Annotated in this window: 25 protein-coding genes; 10 read left to right on the plus strand and 15 right to left on the minus strand. The window is 57.7% G+C overall.

The genetic code is table 11. The features are described from left to right. Nucleotides 1-13: 13 nt before the first annotated feature. Both ABIE63_RS15365 and ABIE63_RS15370 read left to right on the plus strand, forming a co-directional pair. Nucleotides 14-292: a hypothetical protein gene (locus tag ABIE63_RS15365; RefSeq protein WP_183416996.1), complete on the plus strand. Its 279-nt coding sequence runs from the start codon at nt 14-16 to the stop codon at nt 290-292. After that, a complete protein-coding gene (locus tag ABIE63_RS15370; protein ID WP_354505653.1) occupies nt 292-2961 on the plus strand; it encodes a sensor histidine kinase in 2670 nt (889 codons plus the stop codon). The genes ABIE63_RS15365 and ABIE63_RS15370 overlap by 1 nt, the downstream gene beginning before the upstream one ends. Here the strand turns inward: ABIE63_RS15370 and ABIE63_RS15375 are convergent. After that, nucleotides 2958-3296 carry a hypothetical protein gene (locus tag ABIE63_RS15375; protein WP_354505656.1) on the minus strand — a complete coding sequence of 113 codons (339 nt, stop codon included), beginning with the start codon at nt 3294-3296 and terminating at the stop codon, nt 2958-2960. The genes ABIE63_RS15370 and ABIE63_RS15375 overlap by 4 nt on opposite strands. A 111-nt stretch (nt 3297-3407) precedes the next feature. Here ABIE63_RS15375 and ABIE63_RS15380 point away from each other — a divergent pair, with 111 nt between their 5' ends. Beyond that, nucleotides 3408-3677 (plus strand): MoaD/ThiS family protein, encoded by a 270-nt coding sequence (locus ABIE63_RS15380; protein WP_183416993.1) that lies wholly within the window; start codon nt 3408-3410, stop codon nt 3675-3677. Between the two features lie 2 nt (nt 3678-3679). After that, nucleotides 3680-4780, plus strand: coding sequence for a hypothetical protein (locus ABIE63_RS15385; RefSeq protein ID WP_354505660.1), 1101 nt, complete (start codon nt 3680-3682; stop codon nt 4778-4780). A gap of 22 nt (nt 4781-4802) precedes the next feature. Here ABIE63_RS15385 and ABIE63_RS15390 read toward each other — a convergent pair whose 3' ends face one another. The 9 genes from ABIE63_RS15390 to ABIE63_RS15430 all read right to left on the minus strand — a co-directional run bounded on the left by ABIE63_RS15390 (nt 4803) and on the right by ABIE63_RS15430 (nt 12996). Beyond that, entirely contained in the window at nt 4803-6119 is a 1317-nt protein-coding gene (locus ABIE63_RS15390; protein ID WP_354505663.1) for an aspartate aminotransferase family protein, read from the minus strand. A gap of 25 nt (nt 6120-6144) precedes the next feature. After that, nucleotides 6145-6813 carry a cysteine hydrolase family protein gene (locus tag ABIE63_RS15395; RefSeq protein WP_183416990.1) on the minus strand — a complete coding sequence of 223 codons (669 nt, stop codon included), beginning with the start codon at nt 6811-6813 and terminating at the stop codon, nt 6145-6147. After that, on the minus strand, nt 6810-7838 hold the full coding sequence (locus ABIE63_RS15400) for a branched-chain amino acid ABC transporter permease (RefSeq protein ID WP_183416989.1): 1029 nt from the start codon (nt 7836-7838) through the stop codon (nt 6810-6812). The genes ABIE63_RS15395 and ABIE63_RS15400 overlap by 4 nt, the downstream gene beginning before the upstream one ends. Before the next feature lie 7 nt (nt 7839-7845). Further along, nucleotides 7846-8736: a branched-chain amino acid ABC transporter permease gene (locus ABIE63_RS15405; protein WP_354505667.1), complete on the minus strand. Its 891-nt coding sequence runs from the start codon at nt 8734-8736 to the stop codon at nt 7846-7848. 4 nt (nt 8737-8740) lie between these two features. Continuing rightward, nucleotides 8741-9448 (minus strand): ABC transporter ATP-binding protein, encoded by a 708-nt coding sequence (locus ABIE63_RS15410; RefSeq protein WP_183416987.1) that lies wholly within the window; start codon nt 9446-9448, stop codon nt 8741-8743. Continuing rightward, nucleotides 9441-10175, minus strand: a complete 735-nt coding sequence (locus tag ABIE63_RS15415; RefSeq protein ID WP_183416986.1) for an ABC transporter ATP-binding protein — start codon at nt 10173-10175, stop codon at nt 9441-9443. Before ABIE63_RS15415 ends, ABIE63_RS15410 begins: the two co-directional genes overlap by 8 nt. Before the next feature lie 53 nt (nt 10176-10228). Continuing rightward, a complete protein-coding gene (locus tag ABIE63_RS15420) occupies nt 10229-11401 on the minus strand; it encodes an ABC transporter substrate-binding protein (RefSeq protein ID WP_183416985.1) in 1173 nt (390 codons plus the stop codon). A gap of 134 nt (nt 11402-11535) precedes the next feature. Beyond that, the gene (locus tag ABIE63_RS15425) at nt 11536-12189 is read right to left on the minus strand and encodes an isochorismatase family cysteine hydrolase (protein ID WP_354505672.1); all 654 of its coding nucleotides are present in this window, start codon (nt 12187-12189) and stop codon (nt 11536-11538) included. Between the two features lie 12 nt (nt 12190-12201). Continuing rightward, nucleotides 12202-12996, minus strand: coding sequence for an N-formylglutamate amidohydrolase (locus ABIE63_RS15430; RefSeq protein WP_354505675.1), 795 nt, complete (start codon nt 12994-12996; stop codon nt 12202-12204). A 182-nt stretch (nt 12997-13178) separates the two neighbouring features. Between ABIE63_RS15430 and ABIE63_RS15435 the strand changes: the two genes are divergently transcribed. The 3 genes from ABIE63_RS15435 to ABIE63_RS15445 all read left to right on the plus strand — a co-directional run bounded on the left by ABIE63_RS15435 (nt 13179) and on the right by ABIE63_RS15445 (nt 17316). After that, nucleotides 13179-14036 carry a MurR/RpiR family transcriptional regulator gene (locus tag ABIE63_RS15435; protein ID WP_354505678.1) on the plus strand — a complete coding sequence of 286 codons (858 nt, stop codon included), beginning with the start codon at nt 13179-13181 and terminating at the stop codon, nt 14034-14036. A 15-nt stretch (nt 14037-14051) separates the two neighbouring features. Then, complete coding sequence (locus tag ABIE63_RS15440) at nt 14052-15365, plus strand: glutamine synthetase family protein (protein WP_354505681.1); 1314 nt, start codon at nt 14052-14054, stop codon at nt 15363-15365. Between the two features lie 91 nt (nt 15366-15456). After that, a complete protein-coding gene (locus tag ABIE63_RS15445) occupies nt 15457-17316 on the plus strand; it encodes an adenylate/guanylate cyclase domain-containing protein (RefSeq protein ID WP_354505684.1) in 1860 nt (619 codons plus the stop codon). 140 nt (nt 17317-17456) lie between these two features. Here the strand turns inward: ABIE63_RS15445 and ABIE63_RS15450 are convergent, their stop codons facing one another. Next, nucleotides 17457-18020 (minus strand): MarR family winged helix-turn-helix transcriptional regulator, encoded by a 564-nt coding sequence (locus tag ABIE63_RS15450; protein ID WP_354505687.1) that lies wholly within the window; start codon nt 18018-18020, stop codon nt 17457-17459. A gap of 91 nt (nt 18021-18111) precedes the next feature. On the opposite strand from ABIE63_RS15450, the gene ABIE63_RS15455 reads away from it, so the two are divergent. Both ABIE63_RS15455 and ABIE63_RS15460 read left to right on the plus strand, forming a co-directional pair. Beyond that, the gene (locus tag ABIE63_RS15455; protein ID WP_354505690.1) at nt 18112-18861 is read left to right on the plus strand and encodes a hypothetical protein; all 750 of its coding nucleotides are present in this window, start codon (nt 18112-18114) and stop codon (nt 18859-18861) included. A gap of 20 nt (nt 18862-18881) precedes the next feature. Further along, nucleotides 18882-19433 carry a redoxin domain-containing protein gene (locus tag ABIE63_RS15460; RefSeq protein ID WP_354505693.1) on the plus strand — a complete coding sequence of 184 codons (552 nt, stop codon included), beginning with the start codon at nt 18882-18884 and terminating at the stop codon, nt 19431-19433. Between the two features lie 146 nt (nt 19434-19579). Here the strand turns inward: ABIE63_RS15460 and ABIE63_RS15465 are convergent, their stop codons facing one another. The 3 genes from ABIE63_RS15465 to ftcD form a co-directional block, all read right to left on the minus strand. Beyond that, nucleotides 19580-20206: a cyclodeaminase/cyclohydrolase family protein gene (locus tag ABIE63_RS15465; RefSeq protein WP_354505696.1), complete on the minus strand. Its 627-nt coding sequence runs from the start codon at nt 20204-20206 to the stop codon at nt 19580-19582. Nucleotides 20207-20295: 89 nt separating this feature from the next. Continuing rightward, nucleotides 20296-21906, minus strand: coding sequence for an APC family permease (locus tag ABIE63_RS15470; RefSeq protein ID WP_354505699.1), 1611 nt, complete (start codon nt 21904-21906; stop codon nt 20296-20298). A 128-nt stretch (nt 21907-22034) separates the two neighbouring features. Then, a complete protein-coding gene (gene ftcD, locus ABIE63_RS15475) occupies nt 22035-22976 on the minus strand; it encodes a glutamate formimidoyltransferase (protein ID WP_183416972.1) in 942 nt (313 codons plus the stop codon). 750 nt (nt 22977-23726) lie between these two features. On the opposite strand from ftcD, the gene ABIE63_RS15480 reads away from it, so the two are divergent. Next, nucleotides 23727-24407, plus strand: a complete 681-nt coding sequence (locus ABIE63_RS15480; RefSeq protein ID WP_354505702.1) for a TetR/AcrR family transcriptional regulator — start codon at nt 23727-23729, stop codon at nt 24405-24407. A gap of 44 nt (nt 24408-24451) precedes the next feature. On the opposite strand, the gene ABIE63_RS15485 is transcribed toward ABIE63_RS15480, so the two are convergent. Further along, nucleotides 24452-26080: an MFS transporter gene (locus ABIE63_RS15485; protein ID WP_354505705.1), complete on the minus strand. Its 1629-nt coding sequence runs from the start codon at nt 26078-26080 to the stop codon at nt 24452-24454. Between the last annotated feature and the right edge of the window lie 40 nt (nt 26081-26120).

The raw sequence follows: 26120 nt of genomic DNA on the forward strand, positions 1-26120 counted from the left end.
TGGTGTCGCAAACATGGCCCGTATTCCAGATCGCACTTTGAGGCACAGCAAGTCCCGGGACAGGGCGTTAATCCTGCCGTTCGTCGGGCTACTGCTCTTGACCCCGCCAATAGCAAAGATATTCCCGTTGGATTTGACGCTATTCGGCCTGCCCGGTGTCTGGGTCTATGTGTTCGCGGTATGGGCTGGTTTGATCGCGGTCGCCGCATTGCTGTCTCGGAATTTGAGTGACCCAAATGACGGCAGCGCGACCGCCGAAGACCTTCAGGACAATCAGAAGACCTCCGCCTGATGCTGTCCGTCGATCTCATCCTGATCATCTGCCTAGGCTATGTCGTCCTGCTCTTCGCCCTCGCGTTCGTCGTCGATCGACGTTCGCGGCGCGGTCGGCTCCACTGGTTACGCTCACCTTTGATCTACACCCTCTCGATCTCCGTTTACTGCACCTCCTGGACGTTTTTCGGTGCGGTGGGATCCGCGGCTCGAAACGGGTTGGAGTTCGTCACCATCTACCTGGGGCCAACATTGGTTTTTATCGGCTGGTGGTGGCTGCTGCGCAAACTGGTTCGGATCGGGCGAGTCCATCGTATCACCTCGATCGCCGACTTGATCTCGTCGCGTTATGGGAAAAGTTCGAGCCTGGCGGTTCTGGTTACCGTGATTTCGGTAATGGCAATCACACCATACATCGCCCTGCAGTTACAGTCCGTCACACGAAGCTATCAGGTTGTTGCCGGCGGGGCGGATAGCACCACAACCGCGTTTTGGATCGCTGCAGGCATGGCGCTTTTCACCATCCTGTTCGGCACTCGCAACCTTGATGCAAACGAACGGCACCACGGTGTCGTCGCGGCCATCGCAGTGGAGGCCGTAATCAAACTGGTCGCCTTGATTGTGATTGGAGTGTACGCGGTTTACGGCCTGGCCGGCGGCTGGCGTGAGATTTTCGCCAATGTCCCGGACGAGGTTATTTATGGTCAGGAGGGTGTTTTTGGGTCGCGCTGGATCGTCCTGACTTTCCTTTCTGCCAGCGCCATAATTTGCCTGCCTCGTCAGTTTCAGATCACGGTCGTCGAGAACGTCGAGGAAAAGCATCTGGCAACTGCGTCGTGGCTGTTCCCTCTATACCTCTTCGGTATGAGCATTTTCATCATGCCGATCGCAATTGCCGGTTTGAAGTTCTTACCAAGTGGATCAAATCCGGACCTGTTCGTGCTGACTTTGCCGCTGCAATCCGGACGGCAGGACCTTGCGCTTCTGGCTTTTCTAGGCGGCTTCTCCTCAGCAGCTTCAATGGTGATCGTGGCGGCAATTGCCGTATCGACCATGCTATCCAACCATGTTGTCATGCCCATTGCCCTGCACTTCTTCTCGGCCCAGCATCAAGTCAGCGGTGATGTGCGCAATCTGCTGTTGACGACGCGCCGTATCAGCATCGCCTTGGTTCTGGGTCTTGGATTTCTTTACTTCCAGTTCAGCGGCGGGTCCGACGCCCTGGCGGCCATTGGCTTGATCGCCTTCGTCGGTGTCGCGCAGTTTCTGCCGAGTCTTGTTGGTGGGATTTTCTGGCGTGGTGCGACGCGAATGGGCGCGCTCGTCGGCCTCGGATTCGGCTTTTTCCTATGGGCCTATACGCTTTTCCTACCCAGTTTCGGGGGCGATTTCCCTCAAATCGCAACAATGCTCGAAGTTGGACCTTGGGGTATCAACCTGCTTCGCCCAGAAGCGCTGCTCGGACTGCAGGATGTCGAGCCGCTCACCCATGCTCTTATTTGGAGCTTGGGGACCAACACACTCCTTTTTCTTATCGTTTCAGGACTGTCGGACATGCGACCGCTTGAACGCCTGCAGGGCGCACTTTTCGTCGACGTGTTCCGCTCGGCCAGCGGTGAAACCCCGCGTTTCGTCGGCGGTAAGGCGACATCTGAGGATCTCTTCGTACTGGCGCAGCGTATTCTTGGTGCGGAACCGGCCCGCGCACTGTTTGACGAGATGGCCCGAAGCGAGGGCACGGCGGATGGACTGCCCTCGCCTAACGATGCAGTTATAACGCGACTCGAGCGTGAATTGTCAGGCTCGGTGGGGGCGGCCTCGGCACATGCCATGGTCAGCCGCATAGCCGGTCAGGAAATGATTGGTATCACCGAGTTGATCAATATCGCCGACGAGACCCAACGATTGATCGAAACCTCGCGCCAGCTATCCGAGAAGTCCACCGAACTGGAGCGCGCAGCGCGCCAACTTAGGGATGCGAACGAGCGGTTGCGCAGCCTTGATGCGCGCAAGGACGAGTTTCTCAACCAAGTCAGCCATGAATTGCGCACGCCCATGACCTCGATCCGGTCGTTCTCCGAAATACTTTTGAGTGCTGAACCAGTGGATGAGGCGGAGCGCCAGCGCTTCATCGCCATCATTCATGAAGAATGCCTGCGCTTGACCCGTCTCTTGGATGAGATTCTCGATATTAGCCGCCTTGAAGCTGGAACGCTCGACTTGGCGCTCAGTCCGATCGATCCCGGCAACGCCATCGACACGGCAATTGCCACGGTGTCCGGTTTCGCACGCAAGAGCGGTGTGACCGTCGAATCACAGCCGGTTGCTGAAAAGGTGCGCGTCCGCGCCAACGAAGATCGTCTCTGTCAGGTTTTGATCAACCTCTTGACCAATGCAGTCAAGTACAACGACGCAGACAATCCATGGATCAAGCTCAAACCTCAGGTTGTCGCTGGCCGCTTGAATATCGATGTCATCGACAACGGCGGTGGGGTCGGTCGCGATGAAGCAGTGGCCATGTTCGAGAAGTTTACCCGCGGCCGCCGCGCGGAACGAGATCAAGGCGCTGGGCTGGGGTTACCCATAAGTCGAGCGATCATGCGTACGATGGGCGGCGACCTGACGATTGAGTTTCTTGCCGACGACAGCACTTTTTTTCGGGTGAGCTTGGCTCTTGCCGACACTTAGGTTTTTTCGAGCCACGCTTGATATTGCGCTTCATCCTTTCGCACGCTTTCCGCTCTCTCCTCGGAATCTGCATTAGGTCCAAGCTTGGTTTGATTCGGATACTCTGCCCAAGCCAGAACGTCGCGATGGTCCTGCTTTGCCACTTTCAGATAGAACGAGACGTCCGAAAGATGATCTTCCTCGCTAAGCTTTAGGATCGCCAGATACACGCGATAGGGCTCTCGCTCATGCGGCTCCACGCCATAGCTCCGCAGTGCCGCAAAGATGGCTTCGCTGCTCCTTTTCGGAAAAATCCGGCGAATTTTCTTGATCAAACGTGCGTGCTGGGAGTCCATAGCGTTTCACTGGTAGAGAAAACCGCGCACTCATGGCCGCGACTTTACCATGATAGCTTGCTTTCGGCATCCAGGACCCAGGAAGGCCAGAGCTGCGAGGGATTGCGAACGATGGCCACGATATTCTTCACAGCCAACATTCAAAGGCATGTAGCCTGCCCCACCAGCGTGGCCGAAGGCGCGACGGTTGGGGAAGTTCTTGAACGGGTTTTTTCTGAGAACCCGGCAGCGCGCAGCTATATCCTGGATGATCAATCGTGCCTTCGGAAGCATATGACGATCTTTATTGACGGTCAGGCCATACGCGACCGTGTACACCTCAGCGACAAGGTGGATTCCACCAGCCAGATTCACGTCATACAAGCCCTCTCGGGAGGCTGAGCATGAGCGACAAACTTCTTCTGTCGACCCGGAAGGGTCTTTTTACGGTTAAACGCGATGCAGGCGTTTGGGCGGTAAGCGACGTCGATTTTCTGGGCGACAACGTTTCGCTGGCCCTCGTCGACCCGCGGGATGGTTGCTGTTACGCCGCGCTCGACCACGGCCACTTCGGAGTCAAGCTCCACCGCCGGGCCAAGGATCGTTGGGCCGAAATTGCTGTACCGACCTATCCGCCGAAGCCCGACGGCCACGAAGAATTCGACATGTGGGGCCGTCCTTTGGAATGGAGCACAAACCGTATCTGGGCGCTCGAAAGCGGTGGCGCGGATGAACCGGGCGTCCTTTGGTGCGGCACACTTCCCGGCGGCCTGTTCCATAGCCGGGATCATGGTGATAGTTGGGATCTAGTGCGGCCGCTCTGGGATCATCCCTTGCGCAAGCAATGGGCCGGTGGCGGCGCAGACCTGCCCGGCATTCATTCCATCTGTCTCGATCCCACGGATTCAAAACGGCTCTGGGTTGCCGTGTCGACCGGAGGCATATGGTTCTCCGACGATGCAGGCAAAAGCTGGTCGCAACGTGGCCATGGCATGCGCGCGGAGTACGTGCCACCGGAATTGACCCATGATCCTATCGCCCAAGATGTTCATCGCCTCGTGCTCTGCCCGGCAGCCCCATGGCGCATGTGGGTACAGCACCACAACGGTATCTTCGTATCGTCCGACGAGGGTCAGAATTTCACGGAGATCACCGACGTCGAGCCTTCCACATTCGGGTTCCCGGTCGTGGTCCACCCGCAAGACCCGGATACAGCCTGGTTCGTACCGGAGATCAAGGACGAGAAGCGCATTCCAAAGGGCGGGAAGCTGGTAGTGACCCGCACGCGCGACGGCGGCATAAGCTTCGAGGCCCTGACAAAGGGTTTGCCCCAGGTCCATGCTTACGATCTGGTTTACCGGCACGCTCTTGCCATCGATAGCAGCGGAGATCGCCTGGCATTCGGCTCAACCACCGGGGGCCTTTGGGTCAGTGAAGACCAAGGTGATAGCTGGGGCGCGGTGACCAATACCTTACCGCCGATCTACGGCGTTTGTTTTGCCTGAGAATCTGCGGGGAACAACGCCATCACCAACCTGCGAAGGCCGCGACCTTCTTTTGATCGACGCGGCCTGCCGCTACGTCGGTTAGAGCCTGATCCAGCAGGGCGACTCCAGCCGTCGCCTCTTCCTTGGTCAGCGTCAGCGGGGGCGTGAACTCCAACACATTTGAACTGACCCCGACATAATAAAGAATAAGGCCAAGTTCGAACGCGCGATAAACGGTCAACGCGGTTGCCGTCTTTGCCGCCTCCTTGGTTTGACGGTCTGTCACCAGTTCGACGCCAACCGCCAGGCCACGCCCACGAACGTCGCCCACTAAAGCGTGCTTTTCCTGCAATCGCTCCAGAAGTCCCTTGAGGTGCAGCCCAACCTCTGCCGCCTGTTCAACCAGCGAGTCCCGCTCGATGGTTTCCAGCACTGCCTTTGCGGCCGCTGCACAGACCGGGTTCCCATGGACTGTCTGGAAAGAGAAGGCCGTGCCGTGATTCATGATCGCTTCAGGGCCCACAGCGGCGGATACCGGAAGACCACCCCCCAGCCCCTTGCCGAAGACAACGATGTCGGGCTGAATCCCAAGGTGCTCAAAAGCATGGAACCGCCCGCTCCGGCCCAACCCTACCTTGACTTCGTCGGCCACGATCAAAATGCCGTGCCGACGACAAAGCGCTTCAACCTCTTGGAAATAACCATCCGGCGGAACAATCATGCCGCCATCCGATTGGATCGGCTCAAGGAAAAGCGCGGCAACTTCATTTGGCGGAACGGGGCCATCCAGAAGCGCTCGGAGATGATCGAGCGCTGCCTGCGCTGCAGTCGCGTCGCCGCCATCCCGGTACCCGTTGGGGAAGGGTATCAGGCTGAGGCCGGCCGCTTTGGGAACACCTTGTTGCACCGGGTGCCCGGACACGGCCATCGATCCGCTGGTGCCGCCATGGTATGCGCCCTTAAAGGAAAGAATACGAGAGCGTCCCGTCGCGGCCAGCACGGCACGTGCCACCGTTTCATTTGCGTCGGAGCCGGAATGGCCCAGCCAAACCCTGCCCGCGGCCCGATCCGGCACCAAAGCAAGCAGCTTTTCAGCCAGCTCGACAGCCGGAAGGTTGGCCGTGGAAAGGTGACTGGCACCCGCTTGATCCTTCAAGGCCCCCGCAACCGCCGCCGCCAGGGCGGGATGGGAATGGCCGAGACTGGCCGCCCCCCAGGAAGCCGAGAAGTCGAGCAGCCGCCGACCGTCCTCCGCGATCAGAAAACTGCCTTTGCCACCCGTAATCGACTGCGGGAAAAACCGCAGGTTGGACAGGGTCGAAAGAGATCGCTTATCCCGCTCGTACAAACCCGTCACGCTGCACCTCCCGATGCAAGTAGCGTCAATCGAAGAACTCGAGAACTTCATCGAGATGGACGACGTGGCAATAAATCATGTTGATGATGTCGAGTTCATGGTTGTGCAGTTCCATCGTAGCGGCGGCACAACAGTCCTCGACTACCACCACGCCAAAGCTCTCATCAGCCAAACTCCGCACCGTCGAAGCGACGCACTGATCGGTGAAAATACCGGAGCAGATAACATCCTTGATCCCCATGTTGTGCAGGACCAAACGCAGGTTGGTGCCGGTCAGCGCGCTATCGGTGGTCTTGATGATGGTGATCTCGTCGTCTTGGGGGGCGATCTCCTTGATCACCTGACCGTCGGGTCGATCCTTCGGCAGCAACAGATAGTTAAAGCCCGGTTTCTTCTGACTGAGGGAGCGGTCACGGCCGTCCAATTTCATGCAGGCGATCCGCGCAAAAATTACCTCCACGCCCCGTGCCCGGCATTCTGCGATCAGTCGCGCGTTATTGGGGATCACCGTCTTGCGCATACGGTCGTAGAAAGGCTGCCAGCGCGCCGTTTCCTCCGGCGTATCCTTGTCCTCCATATAGGTTTCCTGAAGGTCGATCACCAGCAGCGCGGTGGTCTTCGGATCGAGCCGAATGTCCTCCGGTTCCTCCGCGTTGGCGTAGTAGAACGAGCGATGGGCAGTTTTCCAACTCATGAGGTTTTCTCCGTTTTCGTCTTCTTCCGGAACAACAACGCGCCGATCTCACGGGTCGGGAACAACCCACCCGGGCGCAAAGCGAGGATCGCTATCATGGCGATGGCCAGGACTATTTCCGTCAGACCCACGACCGGCTCGTCCATGACTTTGGCGTCGTTCATCATGCTTTCCATCCCACGCAAGCTTTCGTAGGCGCCAGTCACGATGAAAGCGCCAACCACCGCACCGGTGACCGTGTTTGCGCCCCCGATCACCAGCATCGAAAGGATCAGGAAGGTTTCTTTCAGGTAAAAAGCTTTCGGCGAGAATGAGGTAATGAAGTGGCCCCATAAGGCGCCGCCAACGCCAGCGAAGAAAGCCGCCAAGATAAAGGCGCGCCAGCGAAGGTGTGGAATGTGAGCGCCGACGGCGGCCGCCGCGGTTTCATCGTCCCGGCTTGCCCTCAGGAGTTTTCCAGTCGCAGACTCCTTGAAGGCCAGAGCCCCGCCCAACGCAAGTACGGCAACGAGCGCCGCCAGATTGAGGTCCGTTGCCTTAGGCAAGCCAAATAGAGTCCGCGGTCCGTTTGTTACCTGACTCCAGTGCGTCATGACCGTATAGAGAACGACCAATAGGGCGAACGACGTGATGACCGCAGCCGCGTCGGAAAGGCGCATCAGAGGATAGGAGATGGCTGCGGCGACAAACGCGGCCACCGCGCCGCCGATGGCAATGGCGATGTAGGGTGACAGGGCCACGCCTTGCAGGAATGGATAGAGATCGGGTAACGCCATGCCTTTCATCTGGGCCGGAATGGTCAGAACCGCAGACGTGTATGCGCCGATTCCCATAAAGCCTATGTGCGCGAAGGAAAGAATCCCCGAGTTGCCCATAAAGACCTGCAACCCCAGGACCAAAACCAACGATATGCAAAGATTAGTGGCGACACGGTCGTAAAGCCGGATTCCCACCGCTTCGCTGGCCAGCACCGTCAGGCCGATCAGGCTGCTGAGGATCAGCAATGTCAGCAGGTTGCGGTTCATGAGGCCCTCATGTTCGTTGACCCGACGCCGGGCCCTTCATCAAACCTTCGGGACGCCACAGCAGGATCATGATGACCAGACTGAAGGTGAAGGCGTCTCGAAATTTCAGGAGATCCTGCGGCAAGGTGTAGTTGAGCGTTGTGTCGATCATCGCCAGCAGAAAACCGCCGATGACCGCACCCGGAAGACTGCGCATGCCGCCAATCACCGTAGCTATGAAAGCAACAAGAAGCGGACCCAGACCGATCCCCGGCACCACTGTGCCAATCCGGCCGATCCACAACAGTCCGACCACGCCGGCCAGGAAACCGCTGATCGCAAAGGCCGAAGTGATGATGAGATTCGCGGGGACTCCCAGCATCCGGGCCATAGTGAAATTCGTTGCCGCCGCCCGCATGGCAATGCCCAAAACGGTCCGGCGCATGAGGAATGCGAAGAGCGCCAGCAATATAACCGAAGCCGCTATTGTAATCAGATTGCGGAGGGGCGTGATGACGCCTGCAATCTGAACGGTCTGCGAGAAAATTTCCGGCAGCGGAACCGTCCGCGGTCGGGGCGAGATGAACAACAACGCCGCGTTCTGCAGCAAGGCCGAAAAGGCAAAAGAGGTGATGAGAACGGCCGTCACAGACTTATCCCTGACCGGTCGAAAGGCCACGTAGTCCGTCGCGATGCCGGCAGCAATCGCCATGATCACCGCGATCAAAGCCATGACCAACCAAGGCAAGCCGGTGCCGCCAACCATATACATCGTATAGCCGGCGACCATGATCAACTCGCCGTAGGCAAAGTTCACGAGACGCAAGATGCCATATACGATGACCAGCCCCAAAGCCATCAGCGCATAAGCCCCGCCCAGGCTCAGAACATCGATAATGAACTGGATGGTGAAGGTCACGCGCTCAACCTCCCAGATAGAGTGCACTGAGGTCGGTGGCAGCGCCGATCTCGGCAGCACTGCCGGAGGCTGCTATCGCACCCAACCGCATCACATAGGCTCTGTCGGCTACCGACAGAGCCTTGGCGACGTTTTGCTCGACCAAAAGAATGGTCAGTCCGGATTGCTTCAATGCTGCGATCATCTCGAAAATCTGGTCGACGACAACCGGCGCCAGTCCCAGCGAGGGTTCGTCAAGCAAGAGCAACTTCGGGCGTGACATCATCGCGCGCGCGATCACAAGCATCTGCTGCTCACCGCCGGACAAGGTACCAGCAGGTTGTGCCGAACGTTCCGCCAAGCGAGGGAACAGCGTCAGCATCTTCTCTCGGTCTTCACGCACGCCGTTGGTGTCTGCGCGCCGGATATAGGCGCCCAAGGTCAAATTCTCCTCGACCGTCAAGTCTGGAAAGACATCGCGGGTTTCCGGAACGGTTGCCACGCCTTTGCGTACCTTCGCCTCCGGGCTGGCGCCCGTGACGTCCTCCGCGCCCAAACGGATCGAGCCGCCCGCGGCCTTCAACGCCCCGGCGATACACATCAAAGTCGAGGACTTGCCCGCGCCGTTGGCGCCCAATAAAGCCACCAACTCGCCGTCGGCGGCTTCCAGCGAAACGCCGTGGACAGCGCGGATCGCGCCGTAGCGCACCTGTAAATCACGGACCTCAAGCATCGACCGCCTCCGATCCTAGATAGGCTTCGATCACGGCCGGGTTTCGCCGCACTTCCTCGGCGGTTCCCGTGGCAATCGTGCCGCCGGAGGCCAGGACATGCAGTCTGTCACACAAGCGCATCATCAAGCTCATGTCATGATCGATGATCAGCAGCCCCAGACCGCGCTCGCGCGGCAGGCCTTGTAATGTGTGGAGCAGTTTTTCCGTTTCCGCCTCGTTCATGCCCGCTGCCGGTTCATCGAGCAGCAAGAACCCTGGTTCGGCAGCCAAAGCGCGCGCGATCTCCACGCGGCGTTTGTCGCCGTAACTTAATCCCACAGCCAGAGCATCGGACAGGGCCGTTAGGCCGAACTCTTCCAGCAATCCGGCCGCTTTCTGACGGGCCTTGCGGAGCCCATCACCGTGCGCCAGCGCCGCGCTCTCGATGTTCTCGATAACCGTCAGATTGTTGAAAAGCCGCACGATCTGGAATGAACGGGCAATCCCCTTTAATGCGATACTCCGTGGCGATAGTCCCGACAACTTCGCTTCGCCCAACCGCACTTCGCCGCCGGCCAACGGTACCTGTCCGGTGATGGCATTGATCAGGGTAGTCTTGCCCGATCCGTTTGGGCCGATCAGACCGACGATTTCGCCAGGATCGAGTTTCAATGTCACGCCGTCCAGCGCACGCAGGCCGGAAAACTCCACCGAAACATCTTCAGCGATCAAAGTAGAATTCGACATTTAGTCCCCGGAAAAGGACGCCGGGAACACGAAGCTCCCGGCGTCATCCCTCGTCAAGGTGCAGGAATGCTTTCCGGCTTGCGCCAACCAACGAAAGTCGGCTTACCGCCCTTTAGCTCAACCAAGACGGCGGCCTTGTTCGGTACGTGACCTTCCTCTGCGGTCCCGTAATCAAGCTTGCCTGTCAGAAGATCGAATTCACCCTCTTCCAGCGCCTTGGCCACGGCGTCGCCATCCGTTGTGCCCGCCGCTTCGACGGCGGCCGCCAACAGCATAATCGTGTCCCACCCGGTCGACACAAAAGACGTATCGGGTGCGTTGCCGTACATCTGGGTGAAGAGATCGATGAACTTGGGCATGTCGGGATGCGCTTCGGGGCCCATCCAAGTGTGGGTTACGAAGTAGACATCGTTTCCGAGTTTATCTCCCAAAGCCTCGTGCATGGCCGGGTCGTCATAGGCGTCACCGCCCAGAACAGGGGCGTCGTAACCCACTTCACGTAACGCGCGGATAATGGCGCCGATGTCCTGTCCATAGGAGGAAAGGAAAATCACGTCCGGCTTCTTGCCGAGCGCCTGCAGGCGGGCGAGTTGCGCCGAGAAGTTGTTATCGCCGTTTGTGTAGGTGTCTTCCAAGATGATCTCACCGCCGTTCGCCTCGAACTGCGCGACGAAATACTTCGATAGGGATTTGGTGTAGGCGATGAACTGGTCGGTCACGACATAGGCCGTCTTCCAACCCCGCTCCTTAAAGGCATAATCGGCCGCCACCGCACCCATCGTGGTATTCCACATGGAGAGGGTGAACTGCTTGTCGCCCAGCGACCAAGAGCTATAGAGCGGATCCGATGCGCAGGTCGAGATACCGACTAACCCGGAGGCCTGAGCCTCGCGGCTGGCCGGACCGCCGAAGTCGAAATCGCAAGGCGCTACGATCAATTCGGCACCCTTATCGATCAATTCGACCGCAACGTTGCCGACCGTCACAGGATCGGATTTGCCGTCGATGTTGATAAACTCGATCTGCTTACCCAGCAGGCCGCCGTTGTCGTTCAGGTATTTCACCGCCACTTCCGCGCCCTGCAGGCCCGGCGTGTCTAGGGGTGCCTGAACACCGGTCAGCGAAAGCGCACCGCCGATAATGATCTTATCCTCGGCCGCTTGAGACGTGGTCGCTATCAACAGCGCGGCTGCCGATGCTACGAACCATGTTGCTTTGTTTCTCATATGACTCTCCCTGTCCTATTCATTGGCTTCACCACCGGGCTGCAACGCCGAGCCTCTCTTCTCGTTCTGGCGCATTCAACCCACTCTATCGAAAGCGTTACACAAATCCTGTGGCGCTTTCGGTCGTCCGGCCCTTATCGGCCTTCAATCTCCCTTAACAAGTCGTCGGTACTTACCTGCCTGCAATAGCCCTTGATCGCCCGCAGTGACGTTTCCTGCCGCTCCGGCGTAATCGTGGCACAAGCATCCGGCACCAAGGTTACCAGGTATCCTAAATCACACGCATCGCGCACAGCGGATTCAACACATTGATCCGTTAGAAAGCCGCAAAGAACAAGCTGCCGTATGCCCAGATTTCTCAATAGGTAATCGATGTTGGTCGAGATAAAGACGCTAGAGGACGACTTCGGCAGAACTATCTCGTCATCTGTGGGCGCAATCTCGTCGATGACCTTACCATCCCAAGAACCCTTCGGCACATTGAAACCGGTGATCTTGTAATCAAGGCTACGGTCGCGGCCGTCCTTGGTCAGGCTTTCGATGGTCGTATAAAGGACCTCGACCCCCGCCTTTCGGCAAGCCGCTTGGAGCTTTTGCATATTTGGAATGGCGACGGTCTTGGCCTGGTCGAAAAAGTAACCGTACGTCTTGGTCACCTCGTCAGGTGGCACGTCCTTGAACTCGCCGCCTTCCGGTCCTGAGGAAAAATTCTGCACATCGATAAACAAAATACCTGAAGTCTTGGGGTCGAGTGCTATATCGCGGGTCGTCGGAAATTCAGCGGCCATTCTCGTCATCTTTCAAAGCTGCGATTGTTCTGCGGTGTCCAAAGCCTTGGCGATTCTCTCGGCCCAGTCGGCCTGATCCTGCGGGTCGACGATCAGATCGTTGCGCACTTCCAACAGAATATGTGGCAGACCACGGCGTTCGCCATGTACCGGGATTGTATAGTCGGTCTGATCGGAGACCTTGTAGGGTTCGTTGTGCGCACAGACGATCCCAGGATTGTCTTGCTGAAAAGCGTTGAGAAATGCCCGCGCGAATCGGTTGTCGCGATTGGACAGCGCGCCAAGATGCCAAGGGCGCGGGCTGCCGCTGACCGACAGGCAGGGAGTAAAGCTATGCACGGAAACGAGAGCACCCGGCACACCCCGTTGATTACGTTCGTCCAGCGCATCGCGAATGACGTTGTGGAAAGGTTGGTGAATCTCCGCATAGCGCTGGCGGCGCTCCTGCGCTGAGATATTCTGATTTCGCGGTACTTCCGTTCCGTCACTGACGGTGGGGATGCAGCCAGGCGCTTCGAAAGGCCGGTTACAATCGACCACCAGCCTGCTGTAGCGCTGTACTATCAGGGGCGCGTCCAGTAACCCGGAAAGCCGCTCGGCCAATGCCAGGGCACCGAGGTCGTAGGCGATATGGCGATCCATCTCCGCCGTCGCCACGCCCAGATCACCAAGCCGCACCGGCACGAGACGACCAGCGTGCTCGCAGGTCAGAAAAAACGGAGAGCCACCTTCGGCATTGATCGTGCCAACAGGATCAGGGTCGTCCGCTGTCAAAAACAAAGCTTCTGCCTGAACTGTTTGCAACATGGCTATCGGTGCCTGCCTAAGAGATTCACAGATATGGCCTGAGCGCCAAGACAACAGAAGGAAGTGGAAGAAATTTTCCGCTCATAGTCAACGATGTTTTTTAAATTGACTGATAATTTTCATGATTGATAATTCAACCTTAAAGCGGGTCAGAAAGCATACCGGATGGGGATCGGGAGGAAATGGCGACGGTTCGTGACATCGTTCGACGAGATGGCACAAAGCTTACCGCCAGCGAACGGAAGATCGCGAGCGCAATTCTTGCCGATTACCCCTTTGCCGGATTGCAGACAATTCAGGAACTGGCCGCGCAAACGGGCGTCAGCGCACCGTCGATCACACGCTTCGTCAGCAAAGTCGGGTTTGGCGGCTATCAGGAATTTCAGCGCCAGTTGATCGGCGAACTGCGTGAAGGACAACGCTCCCCATTGGATCTAATGGCAAGCGAGCACAGTGGCCAGGACGAATCCTTCCTGGGCGACTACGCCAAACGCATTGCCGAGCAGGTCGCGGAAATGGCCAGCAGTGTTCCTCAGGACCAGTTCAACTCAATCTTGCGGCTGCTCGCGGACCCGTCGCGAAGCGTTTTTTTGCTTGGCGGACGCATAAGCGACAGTATCGCGACCTTCCTGTCAGTCCACTTGCGCCAGATTCGCCCGAATATTTATCACTTGGCTGGCAATCAAGAGCGTTGGCCGGACGACATTCTGCGCATGCGCAAGCGTGACGTTTTCGTCCTGTTTGATTTCCGGCGTTATCAACCCGATCTTGAGCGCCTTGCGGCGACCGTCGCATCTCGACGCAACCCAACGATAATTCTGATTACCGACAAGTGGATGTCACCGATCGCAAGACACAGCGATCTTGTGGTTGCCTTACCCATCGAAAGCGGCACCGCATGGGATACCGTTGCTTGCGCCATCGCCTTTGTCGAAGCCTTGATCGTCAAAGTATCGGAAGTCAATTGGCCCGAGACCCGTAAGCGGATCGAAGCCTGGGACAGCCTTAGATTATCGCCGCCCAGCGGCAGCCAAGAATAACCATACGAGGACAAGATGACGCCTGAAGAAATGATCGTTGCTTGCTGTACCGATATCGCCGGCAAGGTTCGCGGCAAGGGCTTTCCGGCCAGCCAGTTCGATAAGCGGTTACGCCGTGGCGTCGGCTGGACACCGACCAACATTCAAATCACTTGCTTCGATCTGTTGGCATCCAGTCCGTTCGGATCGCTTGGCGATCTTGTACTCATCCCGGATCCGGATGCACGCGTACGGGTGGATTTCGAAGACGGTGGGCCCGTCGAGCATTTTGCCTTGGGTGACATAAGACATACAAACGGCGACCCCTGGGAGTTCTGCACGCGTGCGATGCTCCGCACCGCTTTGGCGCGCCTGAAGGACGTCGGCGGCTTGTCGCTTTATGGGGCCTTCGAGCATGAGTTTCAGTTCAAAGGGCGGCATCACCCGCTAGGAGACGCCTATACGCTGTCCGGGTTCCGCGCCGAGCGCGAGTTCGCTGAACTACTGGTGGCTGCCCTCGCCAAGACCGGTATCGAACCGGACACCTTCATGAAGGAGTATGGCCCAGGCCAGTATGAGGTCACGATGGGGCCCCAACACGGCTTGGCCATTGCCGATCAATCGACGATCCTGCGCGAGTTGACACGCGCCACCGCACAGCGCCTGGATCGCGAGGTAACCTTCACGCCGATCCGCGATCCGGCCAGTGTTGGCAACGGCGTTCATATCCACATGAGCTTTTTTGACCGGAACGGCAAACATGCCACCTACGACCCCGAGGGCAAGCATGGCTTGACCCGGCCGGCGGGGCAGTTTGTTGCCGGGGTTCTCAAGTATCTCGACAGTATCCTGGCGATCACCGCGCCCAGTGTCGTTTCCTACCTGCGTTTGACGCCGCATCGCTGGAGTGCGGCTTTCAACAACCTGGGCTTCCGGGATCGAGAGGCGTCGGTTCGAATCTGCCCGGTTTCCGACATGAGCGACATCGACAGGGCTGCACAGTTCAATTTCGAGTTTCGCGCCGCTGACGCCGCAGCCAGCCCCCATCTTCAGCTTGCCGCCATCGTGCATGCAGGCGTCCAAGGCATTGAGGAAGGCCTGGAAGTTCCCGAAGCGACGGAAGAGGACCTATCCTTGCTGGACGCGGCCGCGCTGGCGGTGCGCGGCTACACCCGTCTGCCGCAATCCCTGCCCGAGGCCCTCGAGCGGTTCCACGCCAATTCGGTGGTTACAAGTTGGTTCCCCAAGGGTTTTGCCGATCTCTATCTTCAGCATAAGAAGGGGGAAATCGCTTTTCTTGCCGACCGTGATCAATCGGCGGTTTGCGCGGCCTATGAAGAAGTCTATTGATGGCGGGTTGGGAGTCCCGTTAAAGGCACCAGACGGAGGGGGTGTCCGGTGAGGTGTAAGCCGGACAGACGGGCAAGGGAGCCGATACACAGTGACCAAGGCGAGAAAACAGCCTTCAGTTTCCGGCAAGACCAATGGCGCGGAACGGCTTCGCGGAATGCCGCTAATGCCAGCCTTGATCTTGAGTTTTGGTATCTTCGTATTGGTCGCTGTCAGTGCCGTACAAGCGCTACAGTGGTATACCGGACGCGGCATTATCAGGGAGTTTGCGAGCCGTTTGATCGAGCGTGCGCTGGCGACCGAGGAGGCCGAGTTACGCGATCATCTGAACGCCGCTATTTTTCAAGCAAAGTATGTAGCCAGTGCGCTCAGTGATAAACGCTACGAGATTTCCGATCCGGCGCTGCAGGATTTCGCCGCCGGCGCCTTCGCCGCAGCGCCTCAGATCACCGCGCTTTTGATTTCGGACCCGGAAGGACATGCACTGCGGGCTGTCCGGGATGACGGCGGCGGATCCGTCGCAGTCAACACGCTGGACCTTTCCCACGACCCTGCTTTTTCTTCCGTGCTGGCCGACGTCGACGCTTTCGTTCGCCCCCATTGGGGTAAGCCGGTGTTCATACCGGAAGCCAACACGACATTCTTGACCTATCGCGTGCCCGTTTGGGTGCGTGAGGACCTGATCGGTGTCGTCATCGCCACGGTTTCAACCGGTTCACTTTCCAGGCTTACCGCTAGGCTCAGCGATCCGCCGCGCTATACGGCGTTTATCCTTTATGATCACGACTATGTCCTGGCACACCCCTTCCTGATCAATGGGTTTGGCGGACAGACTCTGGACGTGCCGCTGCCGTTGCTCAACGAGTTCTCCGATGGGGTCATCACTGACTACAATGATATACCCGAAGCCAGCGGTGCCTTCCTGATCACGCCGCCCCCCGGCGCCGTGGCACGCGAAACAATGGTCGGACGAAAGCCGTACCTGATCGTTTCGCGAGAGGTTGCCGGTTTCAATAATCTGCCGTTGACGGTAGGAGCTTACAGCTTGAAGAGCGCCGTGGATGCGCCCTTGCGCATCTTCTACTGGGCAATGGGCGCGGCGTTGGTCGTTCTTGCCCTTTCCCTGGTGGCTGCAGCCATCCTTGGAGCCTATGTCTCGCGCCCAATCCGGCGCGCCGCCGTTGAAGCAGCCAAAATCGGCCGCCTCGATTTCGGCGAAGTGAACCAACTCCCCATTACCTCGTTTCGCGAGGTCAATGAGCTATCCCGTTCGTTCAACGCCATGCTGGAAGGGTTAATGGCCTTCGGCCGATACGTGCCGCATAGCCTTGTAAACGTGCTGATCAAGGAAGGGCGGGTCGGTGCAGGCACCGAGGAAAAGGAACTGGCGATCATGTTCACCGATATCGCCAGCTTCACGGAAACCTGTGAAAGCCTGTCGGCGAACGAGGTTGCCGATTTCATCAATCAGCACCTCACGCTGGTATCCGCTTGCATAGAGCGTGAAGGCGGTACAATCGATAAGTATATCGGGGATGCCGTCATGGCTTTCTGGGGCGCGCCGGGTCACGTGGACAACCCTGCTGTTTCAGCCGCACGGGCTGCTTTGGAGATCCGAAAAGCGATTGCCGCCGACAATCAGCACCGCATCAAACAGGGCTTGAGGCCGGTCCGCATAAGAATCGGCATTCACGCAGGTCCGGTCGTCGTCGGTGATATCGGCGCCCCGGAGCGCATAAACTACACGATCGTCGGCGATGCGGTTAACACCGCGCAAAGGCTGGAAGGCTTGGGAAAGATTGTTAACCCCCAAGCCGAATCCATTGTGCTTGTCAGTGAAAACATCGCCGATTCCCTGACCGCGGATTTCAGCCTTGAAGACAAAGGGATGCAGCGAGTCAAAGGAAAGCTCGAAGAGTTGCGGGTTTACGAGCTCTTACGGCGAAATTGAGACTATAGGGTCTGCCCGGCCGCTTCGGGCTATTCCAGCACCGGGGTCGGCTAGTCCCGCCTGCTTGCCACCCCGGCTTAGGAATCCCCGAAGTTATCTCGCGATCAGCGTACCGTCGGAAGGAAGATGTTCGTGCGCTATCAATTATGGGCAGGTTTAGGCGCTTTGTGTTCAAAACAGATTTGTGTGGTCTCCACTTCCTTCAGCGGCTCTGAAAGCAAGGTGCAAAACCCGCCCGCGCCGCGTTTCTGGTGGTAGCGGCAGGTTCGGCAAACGCCGAAAGCGCGCCCGCCCCGCTTGTCCAGCAAGGCCTGAAGTATCTCACGTAAAGTGTGTTCAAGCGCGGCGGCCTGAGCGCCATCCAGACACCGCAAGACCGCTTCGATCGGCGCTTCTTCACCAGCGAGGGCCTGACCCTCATGCGAGACCGAATAGGAAATGCTGCGGCGGTCGGAAAGCGACCGCTGCTCCACCAAGTACCCTTTTCGCTCCAGCACCTTAAGCGTTTGAGACGTGGTGCCGCGCGTTGCTCCTAGGTAGTCGGCGACCTGGGACGGGGAGCGGGAGAACCTGTTTGCTCGCGAAAGGTAGCTCAGGGCGGCAACCTGCGCCGGATTGAGATCGCCTGACCAGGCCTCGGCGGCATCGAGACGAGCGAGACGATCGATCAAAGAGCGAATCTGCGCAGGTGAATCGTTTGCCATGACAATTTTATAGCGAGTCGAAATTTCATTTGCAATAATATCGACTCGCTACTATTAATGCTGAACCGATTGAATCCTTTAGGAGCCAGACATGAAGAGCCTTCCCTTGAGTGCCCTCGCCGTAGTGTTGGTCGCAACTCCGGCCATGGCCGATGGCAGCCATGCCATAGATAAACCTGACGCGGTGACGTCCGCGGCGGATTCGTCCAAGCCGATGGCCTTCGATATCCTCGCCGCCCACGCCCATCAGGATGGCCGGATGGTAACTTTCCGCATGACAACGAATGGCCTTGCCGGATCAGAAATACCTACACCCGCCGGTGCGTTGGGTGGCGCCGCGGTATTGTCCTACGTCTGGCCTACGTCGCTAGACCCCGCCACGGTCGGCTTCGAAGGGAAAACCGGCATCCTCGCCTTGGCGGCAACAAGCCATCCAGATTTCGACGACACGCCACTTTACGACGAAGACGGCGACGGCGACCCGGCGAACGACGGCACAAAATGGCACAGCCACTGGGTCGTCCTTACACCAACCGAGGCCTGCGGCCCCGGTGCCTTGGCTGTGCGTGACATCCCTGCCGGCAAGACACCTCGAATGCCGGCAACTTGGCCCGGCTTGCCGATCTTCATAGATAGCCCGGGTTTCACACCCCTGTTCGATGGTCCGGAAGTAACGGTCACAGTGGCTTTCGCCGAGCCAGACCTGGTTACCGGCGCCGCCTACGACGGGTTGACGGCGGCCCTGCGTGTGAACGCCAACGTCCATGCGCCCTTGCTCTGCGTCGTTGATATCTTTGATATTGCCTCCAATGACCTTAGCTTGCCCGGCAAGATCGATTGACTGCTTTAGAGGATGACCCCATGCCTGCGTCCAGTCCGCAAGCCCCAGCCCTTCAAGTTTCACGTTGGTTCAACACGGACAAAGACCTCGACTTGGCCTCTCTCCTGGGCAAAGTGGTGGTCATCGAAGCCTTTCAGATGCTTTGTCCCGGTTGTGTGAGCCATGGATTGCCGCTGGCCCAGGCAATCCATGACACCTTTCCGAAAGACAAAGTTTCTGTCATTGGCCTACACAGCGTCTTCGAGCATCACGCTGCGATGACTCCTGTATCGCTCGAAGCGTTCTTGCATGAGTATCGATTGACCTTTCCCGTCGGTGTCGATCAAGCGGGCGAGGCCGGCATGCCGAGAACCATGCAATCCTACCAAATGCGCGGCACCCCCAGCCTGCTGTTGATAGACCCTGCCGGTTACCTGAGGGCGCATTACTTTGGTCAGGTATCCGAGCTGCGCATCGGTGCGGAAATCGCTACGCTGATGGCCGAGACCCAACGGGATTTTGTGTCAAGCGGCTCCAAGAGCTCTCACGAAGCTCTATGCGATGACGAAGGCTGCCCCGTATCCAAGGGCTAGCGGTTTCGTCTCTGAACATCCTATCGGCCCATACGCATGACTGGGCGATCATGAAGGCTCGAAGATCAGCAAGTAAGACCCCTGATAAAATCTGTGGTCCTGCCCTCCGGACCGCTGGTGCCGGGAGGGCAGGACCACAACCGACTTTATCCGATGTTCGCGGTGACGTAGCCGTGCACACGCTCAGAAATTGCCGAGCCCTTGCCGAGAAGCTCTTCAACCTCTGATGATGCCACCTGAACAAAGGCCGCGTCTTTGATACTCGGAATATTGATCCTGACGTTCATGATGGCCCCCTCAAGGCCGGCATAGGCCTGTTGCGCAGCCACCCCCAAGTCGCTCAGGGCGTTGGGATTGGAGCGCCCCAACAGGCCTTCCGCAAGTTCCAGAACCGCAACACACTCGCGGGCAATCCCGAGCGGCGATTGAATTGCATCCTGGTACCCTGCCTGTATCGCAGCACTGCGGGCAAGCTTCTCCTCATCCGTTGCTTTTGGCATCTTGAAAGCCTTCATAACACCGGTGAAAGCTTCGGTATCAAGATCGACACGTTGGAGAAGACTGGCGGAAAGTGCCTGGGCCTTTGCCAAGGAACGCTTCAACTCGTCGCTGTGCGCTTCAAAGTTCTCGCGCCCGATACTCAGATTGCAAACCATAGTGACCAAATCGGCGCCCAGCGCACCAGATAAGGCTGCGACACTTCCGCCGCCAGGCGCCGGAGCGTCCGAAGCCAATACCTTACTGAATTCTTCAACGGTATGTTTCACGAGCATTTTAAAGCCTCAAGTTTGTTTGATTACCTGTGGTGATGGAGGCGCTCTTTCGGGCGCCTCCAAAACCGAGACCAACAGTCATTTCCTAACTAAACCAGCCAGAAGGTGACATAACCGGCCATCATCGCCACAACGCCGCCGGCTAAGGCCAGGTACGGGAGATTCCCGGCCTTTGTCGGCCCCACGTCGTCTTCCCCCTCCGGAATCAAGTCGGCAAGCATGTGTTCTGGAAACTTGCCCTTGTCCACGACATGGTGCCGATACCAGAACAAAGGCGTGGAAATGAAGGCGGCCACGAGTCCGATGAACAGGATCGAGTTGCCCCACAGATTGGCACCCGCACCAATCAGGAAGGCATTCACATAGGCCAGGGCGATGCCTCCCACGAACAGCAGGAATGGCGCCCGATAAGGCCGTGTTGCACGTGCATTGTCGATCCGATGAATCCACCCCGCGTTCAGATTCAGGTAGTGGAACAGAACGTAATTGACGGCCGAGACCGCCAGGACGAACAGATAGTCCGACATCAAGAGAAGCAATGCGTTGAACGCAAGGTCCGTCCACATCGCGCGCGTTGGCACCCCATTCTCATTCAGATTATCGAGGAATTTGGGCATCCAACCATCATGTCCGCCCTGGTAGAGAGTTCGGGAAGACCCAGCCATTGCCGTCATGATCGCCAGGAACAGTGTGAAGGTCAGCATAACGACGACGATTTTTTCGATAATCGTGCCGCCGCCGATCATACTGGCCAGCGCTACGCCGACACCCTCACCGGTCACAATTCCCGGAGAAAGCATGTACTCAGTGCCAAGAACCCCTTGGAACACAAATGGGACGAGCGAATAGAGCACGACGCAAAGCACGCCGGACCAGATAATGGCTTTAGCGCCCTCACGTCTGGGGTCCTTCATTTCGCTCATGTAGCAAACCGCATTCTCAGCCGCATAAGCAGACCAGGCAGCCAGGAACATGCCGCCCAACATCAAGCCCCAGCCATCAAGGTTCCACTCGCCATTGAGCGGTACGAAAGGCGTGAAGTTGTTCATCTCGACCTTGCCGACGATCAGCGGAATGATCGTGACAAACATCAGGGGAATGATCCCACCTAGGGTCAAGATGATCTGAACACGGGCTGTTCTGGAAATACCAGCGTGCTGGATACTCCAGACAATCACCATCAAGACCGTACCGACGATGAACTGCGTATTGATTCGGATCGAGAGATCATTCTTCAAGAATCCGAGATCGATGAGTGTCAGTTGCCAGGTATTCAGCGCGTGGTCGGCCGGCAGAAAGATGGATAACAGGTATCCTGAGCCCAAACCCGATCCGATTGCCAGGATCGGGCTCCAGGCCAACCAATTTGACCAAATGGACATGGGCGCAATGATCTTGCTGTATCGAACCCAGGCCGTCGCGCCGTAAACCGCTGTACCCCCTGATTTATTGGGGTGCATCCCGGCAATTTCCGCGTAGGTGAAAATCGCCACGAAGCCAATCATGACCGAAACGAACCAAACCAATGGTGAGATTGTGCCTGTAACGGCCGAGATGCCGCCAAGACTGAACATAACCAACGCCGGTGAGCCTGCTGCAATGAACACGACCTGCCACCAATTGACGTCGCGCCTCATTTGGGGGCCAGACTCGGCTTCCTGCCGAGCGGCCCCCCTCTGCTGTGGTAGTACGGTTTCCATTTTTCGGTCCTCCCCAGTCCCGATGATTGTAACCAGACAGCCCCGGATTCTCGGCGTTGACGCTCTTATTTTTCTCGGGAGCTGTCTGAGTCACTGGTTAATGGATAGAGTCGAGCCCAAGCGGGTGGTTAGCCCTCCAGCTCAAGAAGGTGGTTTTCCAGGATCTGGGATTTGTAATCCCAGGGCCCATTGATGGCTTCGAGCTGCAGATACCATTCCGCAGTCTGCACAAGAACTTCGGCTGCGATGGTTCCGCAAACTTGGCCCGCTATCACATTGACGCCGTATCGCGCGGCTTCCGACTTGAGCAGATTGTAAATGCGGTGCAGAGGTGTCTTGAGCGGATTGCTGACCTCGCAGGAAACAATCGTGCAGGCCTTTCCGGTTCGACGGTGTGTCTGCGGCAAGCCAATAACGCCCTGGATATTGGTGAAGCCACCGGTCCTGCCACGCACATAGCTGGCCAGCTTCTTGGCGATCGCCAGGTCCGTCGTATCGAGCACCACGTTGAAGTAAGCGTCATGTTCGTCCAATGCGCCAACAATGGTAGCTCCGGCCGTCGGATGCAGCTTCGCCGGCCCAAGGTCGGGTGCCCTGTTCGGGTCCGTTTCGACAACATCCCGAAGACCTTCGTAGTTGCCCTTGCGGATGAAGGTCAGGCCTTCATTCTCCGGCTTACGGGCATTCTTGCCGGTGAAGTAAATAGGAACGCCGTGGCGCTTGAACAGTTCTTTACCGAGTTCTTCGGCAAAGTCCCGGCACTCTTCTACCGTGATGTCTTTTGCCGGATAGATCTCAATCGTGTCGACGGCCCCAATACGTGGGTGGCGGCCGTGCTGCTGTTCCATGTCAATGAGTTCGTAGGCCTTCGCCGCGGACTCCAGCAATGCCTCTCGAACGGCCTCGGGACGGCCCAAAACCTCGACGGGCAGGCGATCAAAATCTGCGTCCGGCTCATAACCGATGAGCTTGACGCCCTTGCGGTCGCGAAACGGATTGACAATCTGTTCGATGACTTCCTTGCGGGTGCCATCGCTGAAATTTGGGTCTGAAAGGATGTACTGAGCCATCAAATGTCCTCCTGGATCTTACTTATGCAGTTCGAGCGCTGCGCTGTTCGCTTCTCTTTCTTGCCCGGACACGCTGGCATCCCCAATCGTGTCGAGCTGCGCCCATTCCGCATTGAATTTTCCCCTTTGGAGCGGCCCCGTTCGGGCCACCGACAATCAGACTAGCTTCAATTATGAATTAATCAATCAGTTATTTAACTTCGATAAAAATTTCACCCCTCCGCTTTTGCTCTTGATGGTCAGCCCGCGCGCCCACGTCATATTCCCCTCCCGATAGCGGCAATTGATCGCAACCGAAGAGGCCGAAAGCTCTCAATCCTGATCGAGAAAATGGCAAGGAAGGTAATTGCGCCGGCCGTCGCCCGACAGGGGCAAGCAGCGATACTTGCTTGCGGCTAAGCCGGTTTCCAACGCACCCGCAGCTCGAAATGAAGGCCTTGGGCCCGACTTGGAGTGGATGATACCGGCGTCACGACCTTCTCGATTCTGACCGATTGAAAGGCGGCTGAGAAAGGACGATGACTCCCACACCAACAATCCGGGTTGACCGCTTGGCAATCATAGGCAAAAAGTCGGAGTGCGGCTCGCGCTTGGCGTGTTCACAATGATCGTTTTTAACAACCCGGTAATTTCGCAGACAAAGACCTATACTGACTCTGGATAAGTGGGCGGTTGGGCCAGTGCTCCACGAACCGGCAGTCTCCAAGGGTCATGATGGCAGTCTATTTCTATTTCGGAAGCTAAGTGAGAATGGTTCGAAGCACGAAAGAAAAGAGAAAGACCGAGCCCAGGCTTGGCAGAAGGAGTGCTGATCAAGCCAGCCCCGGAGCCAACGACCTTGCTCGCATTGCACTGGACCTTTTCGCAGAGCGCCATTTTGCGTCCGTGACCATTCGGGATATCAGTCGCGCTGCGGGCATCAACAGCGCGATGATCTATTACTATTACGAAAGTAAAGAGCAGCTCTTCCGTGCTGCTATCGAGAATGCCATCGACGAAGCCTTCGAGCTTTTCAGCAGCCATAGCGACAGCAAGAACTATGACAACGCCGCCGATGCGATTGGCGCGTGGTTTGATGTTCACGTTGTTCTGCATAAGCGCTTGCGCAATGTGGTGAAAATCAGTCTCGACCTGAAGGGTTTGATGGAAGTTTTGCCCGATGCCAACGAGCCGGTGGAGCGATTCTACCGGCACGAGGGAGAAATCCTCGAGAAGTTCATACGCGAGGGAATCGAGAAGGGCATCTTCAGAAAAGTCGAGCCCGCCGCGGTGGCCACGATGATTTCAGCCAGCCTGGACGGCGTTTTGGCACGATCACTCATCCTTGACGATTTCGACATGACCGGGACCGTGGCCGAGTTCAAGAAAACCCTATGGCTTCATCTAGGATACGACGTCGAAAAACGCACCCTCCGGCAGAATTCGGTCTAACGGTTGATTCTTCGGACCGGCAGAGTCCGTGGACCGATCGGAAACTATCTGCCTCCGCTCTCCGGCTTAAGCGGCGTATCATCATGCTGCGGCACGGTTTGCCGTTCGATCATGCGGTGCACCCTGGGTTTCTCCGGGCCTCTGTGTAGGGCGCGAATGCGCGCATAGGCCTCTTCGTCGGCCTGCGTCCTACGTTCGTTGTGACGCACGTACTCAACCCAAGTCGGCACGTGATAACTTTCCGTCCAGATATCGGGATTCTCCAGATCGCGCAGGAGCGCCCATTGCTGGGCACCGTCACGAATACGGATTCTGCGCCGAAGGCTCATCGCTGATAGAAACTCCGGCACATCCTCTTGGTCGATCACATAATCGACCATGATCATGATCGGACCGCTCCGCTGCGTCAGGTCCAATCGCAGGGCCGGTTCGCGAAACTGGTTGAGCGGGTCGAGATTGAGCATCCCGAACTCCGGCAAGGGCAACCGCAAGCCGATTAACGCACCAAACACAAGCACTAGGGCCGAAACCAGCAGGGATTGATCGGCGCCGAAGTTCTCGGCAACCGCCCCCCAAATCCAACTGCCGGCCGCCATGCCGCCGAAGGTCCCGGTCTGATAGAGCGCGAGTGCCCGGCCCACCACCCAGCGCGGCGTTGAAAGCTGAATTGTGACGTTGAACATCGAAAGAGCGACGACCCAGCAAGCCCCGGCCACAAACAAGGCGACCCCACTCACGACATAATTTGAACTGACTGCGAGCAATACGCTGCTGGCGGCGAACGCCAGAAATGCGCCACGCGCTATCTTTTCGTTGGCGAAGCGTTCCCGCAAGCGCGCGTTCAGCAAGGCACCGCCGACAGCACCAACGCCAAAACAACCCAACATGACGCCGTAAATAAACGCCTTGCCCAGTAGAATATCGCGCACCACCAGTGGTAACAGCGCCAGAACGACGATTGCCGAGAGGCCGAAGACGAAACCTCGAACGATCACACGAATCAGGTTTGGCGACATTGCGACATAACGCAATCCTGCCGAAAAGGCGCTACCGAAAGGCTCGCGCGGCAGGTGCCGTTTGGGCGGCGGCGGCCTCCAGCGGAACAGTGCGGCGATAATGGCAACATAACTAAGCGCATTTACCGCGAAGGCGGCTGCGGCGCCTGCGATGGCCACGATGGCGCCGCCAACCGCAGGCCCGACGCTGCGCATCAGATTGAATCCCATGCTGTTCAAGGCCACCGCTGACGGCAAATCCTCCCGCGACACGATATCCCCCATCGAGGCTTGCCACGACGGGTTATGCAGCGCGGTGCCGCAACCAATCAGGAAGGTGAAGGCAAGAAGCAGCCACGGCGAAAGCCAACCTTCAAAGGCCATCAGCGCCAACATGATAGACACACCCAGCATAAAGCACTGAGCGATCAGCATGACCCTCCGCCGGTCAAAGTTATCGGCGAAAACACCGGCCAACAGCGAGAAGATCATAATAGGCAGGGTGATCGAGCCCTGCACCAGCGCCACCATGCTGGGGGAATCAGAAAGGGTCGTCATCATCCAGGCTGCACCCACCGCCTGCACCAGTCCTCCGAAATTCGATGCAAGCGCAGCGATCCAAAGCATCCGGAACGTCTGGTTCCGGAACAGCGTCAGGGGTGAAGTGTGCTGAGGCACCGAATAGACCTCCAAGCGAATAAACCAAACGAACGCTAGC

Source organism: Limibacillus sp. MBR-115 (assembly GCF_040549425.1).
In the GTDB taxonomy this organism is placed as follows: domain Bacteria; phylum Pseudomonadota; class Alphaproteobacteria; order Kiloniellales; family CECT-8803; genus Limibacillus; species Limibacillus halophilus.

Bases quoted from the DNA above. Each gene is read 5' to 3' on its own strand.
- ABIE63_RS15380 (WP_183416993.1), top strand. From the start codon at position 3,408: ATGGCCACGATATTCTTCACAGCCAACATTCAAAGGCATGTAGCCTGC.
- ABIE63_RS15470 (WP_354505699.1), bottom strand. From the start codon at position 21,906: ATGGAAACCGTACTACCACAGCAGAGGGGGGCCGCTCGGCAGGAAGCC.
- ABIE63_RS15465 (WP_354505696.1), bottom strand. From the start codon at position 20,206: ATGCTCGTGAAACATACCGTTGAAGAATTCAGTAAGGTATTGGCTTCG.
- ABIE63_RS15385 (WP_354505660.1), top strand. From the start codon at position 3,680: ATGAGCGACAAACTTCTTCTGTCGACCCGGAAGGGTCTTTTTACGGTT.
- ABIE63_RS15455 (WP_354505690.1), top strand. From the start codon at position 18,112: ATGAAGAGCCTTCCCTTGAGTGCCCTCGCCGTAGTGTTGGTCGCAACT.
- ABIE63_RS15430 (WP_354505675.1), bottom strand. From the start codon at position 12,996: ATGTTGCAAACAGTTCAGGCAGAAGCTTTGTTTTTGACAGCGGACGAC.
- ABIE63_RS15480 (WP_354505702.1), top strand. From the start codon at position 23,727: ATGGTTCGAAGCACGAAAGAAAAGAGAAAGACCGAGCCCAGGCTTGGC.
- ABIE63_RS15375 (WP_354505656.1), bottom strand. From the start codon at position 3,296: ATGGACTCCCAGCACGCACGTTTGATCAAGAAAATTCGCCGGATTTTT.
- ABIE63_RS15425 (WP_354505672.1), bottom strand. From the start codon at position 12,189: ATGGCCGCTGAATTTCCGACGACCCGCGATATAGCACTCGACCCCAAG.
- ABIE63_RS15400 (WP_183416989.1), bottom strand. From the start codon at position 7,838: ATGAACCGCAACCTGCTGACATTGCTGATCCTCAGCAGCCTGATCGGC.
- ABIE63_RS15415 (WP_183416986.1), bottom strand. From the start codon at position 10,175: ATGTCGAATTCTACTTTGATCGCTGAAGATGTTTCGGTGGAGTTTTCC.
- ftcD (WP_183416972.1), bottom strand. From the start codon at position 22,976: ATGGCTCAGTACATCCTTTCAGACCCAAATTTCAGCGATGGCACCCGC.
- ABIE63_RS15410 (WP_183416987.1), bottom strand. From the start codon at position 9,448: ATGCTTGAGGTCCGTGATTTACAGGTGCGCTACGGCGCGATCCGCGCT.
- ABIE63_RS15435 (WP_354505678.1), top strand. From the start codon at position 13,179: ATGGCGACGGTTCGTGACATCGTTCGACGAGATGGCACAAAGCTTACC.
- ABIE63_RS15370 (WP_354505653.1), top strand. From the start codon at position 292: ATGCTGTCCGTCGATCTCATCCTGATCATCTGCCTAGGCTATGTCGTC.
- ABIE63_RS15395 (WP_183416990.1), bottom strand. From the start codon at position 6,813: ATGAGTTGGAAAACTGCCCATCGCTCGTTCTACTACGCCAACGCGGAG.
- ABIE63_RS15440 (WP_354505681.1), top strand. From the start codon at position 14,052: ATGACGCCTGAAGAAATGATCGTTGCTTGCTGTACCGATATCGCCGGC.
- ABIE63_RS15365 (WP_183416996.1), top strand. From the start codon at position 14: ATGGCCCGTATTCCAGATCGCACTTTGAGGCACAGCAAGTCCCGGGAC.
- ABIE63_RS15460 (WP_354505693.1), top strand. From the start codon at position 18,882: ATGCCTGCGTCCAGTCCGCAAGCCCCAGCCCTTCAAGTTTCACGTTGG.
- ABIE63_RS15420 (WP_183416985.1), bottom strand. From the start codon at position 11,401: ATGAGAAACAAAGCAACATGGTTCGTAGCATCGGCAGCCGCGCTGTTG.
- ABIE63_RS15450 (WP_354505687.1), bottom strand. From the start codon at position 18,020: ATGGCAAACGATTCACCTGCGCAGATTCGCTCTTTGATCGATCGTCTC.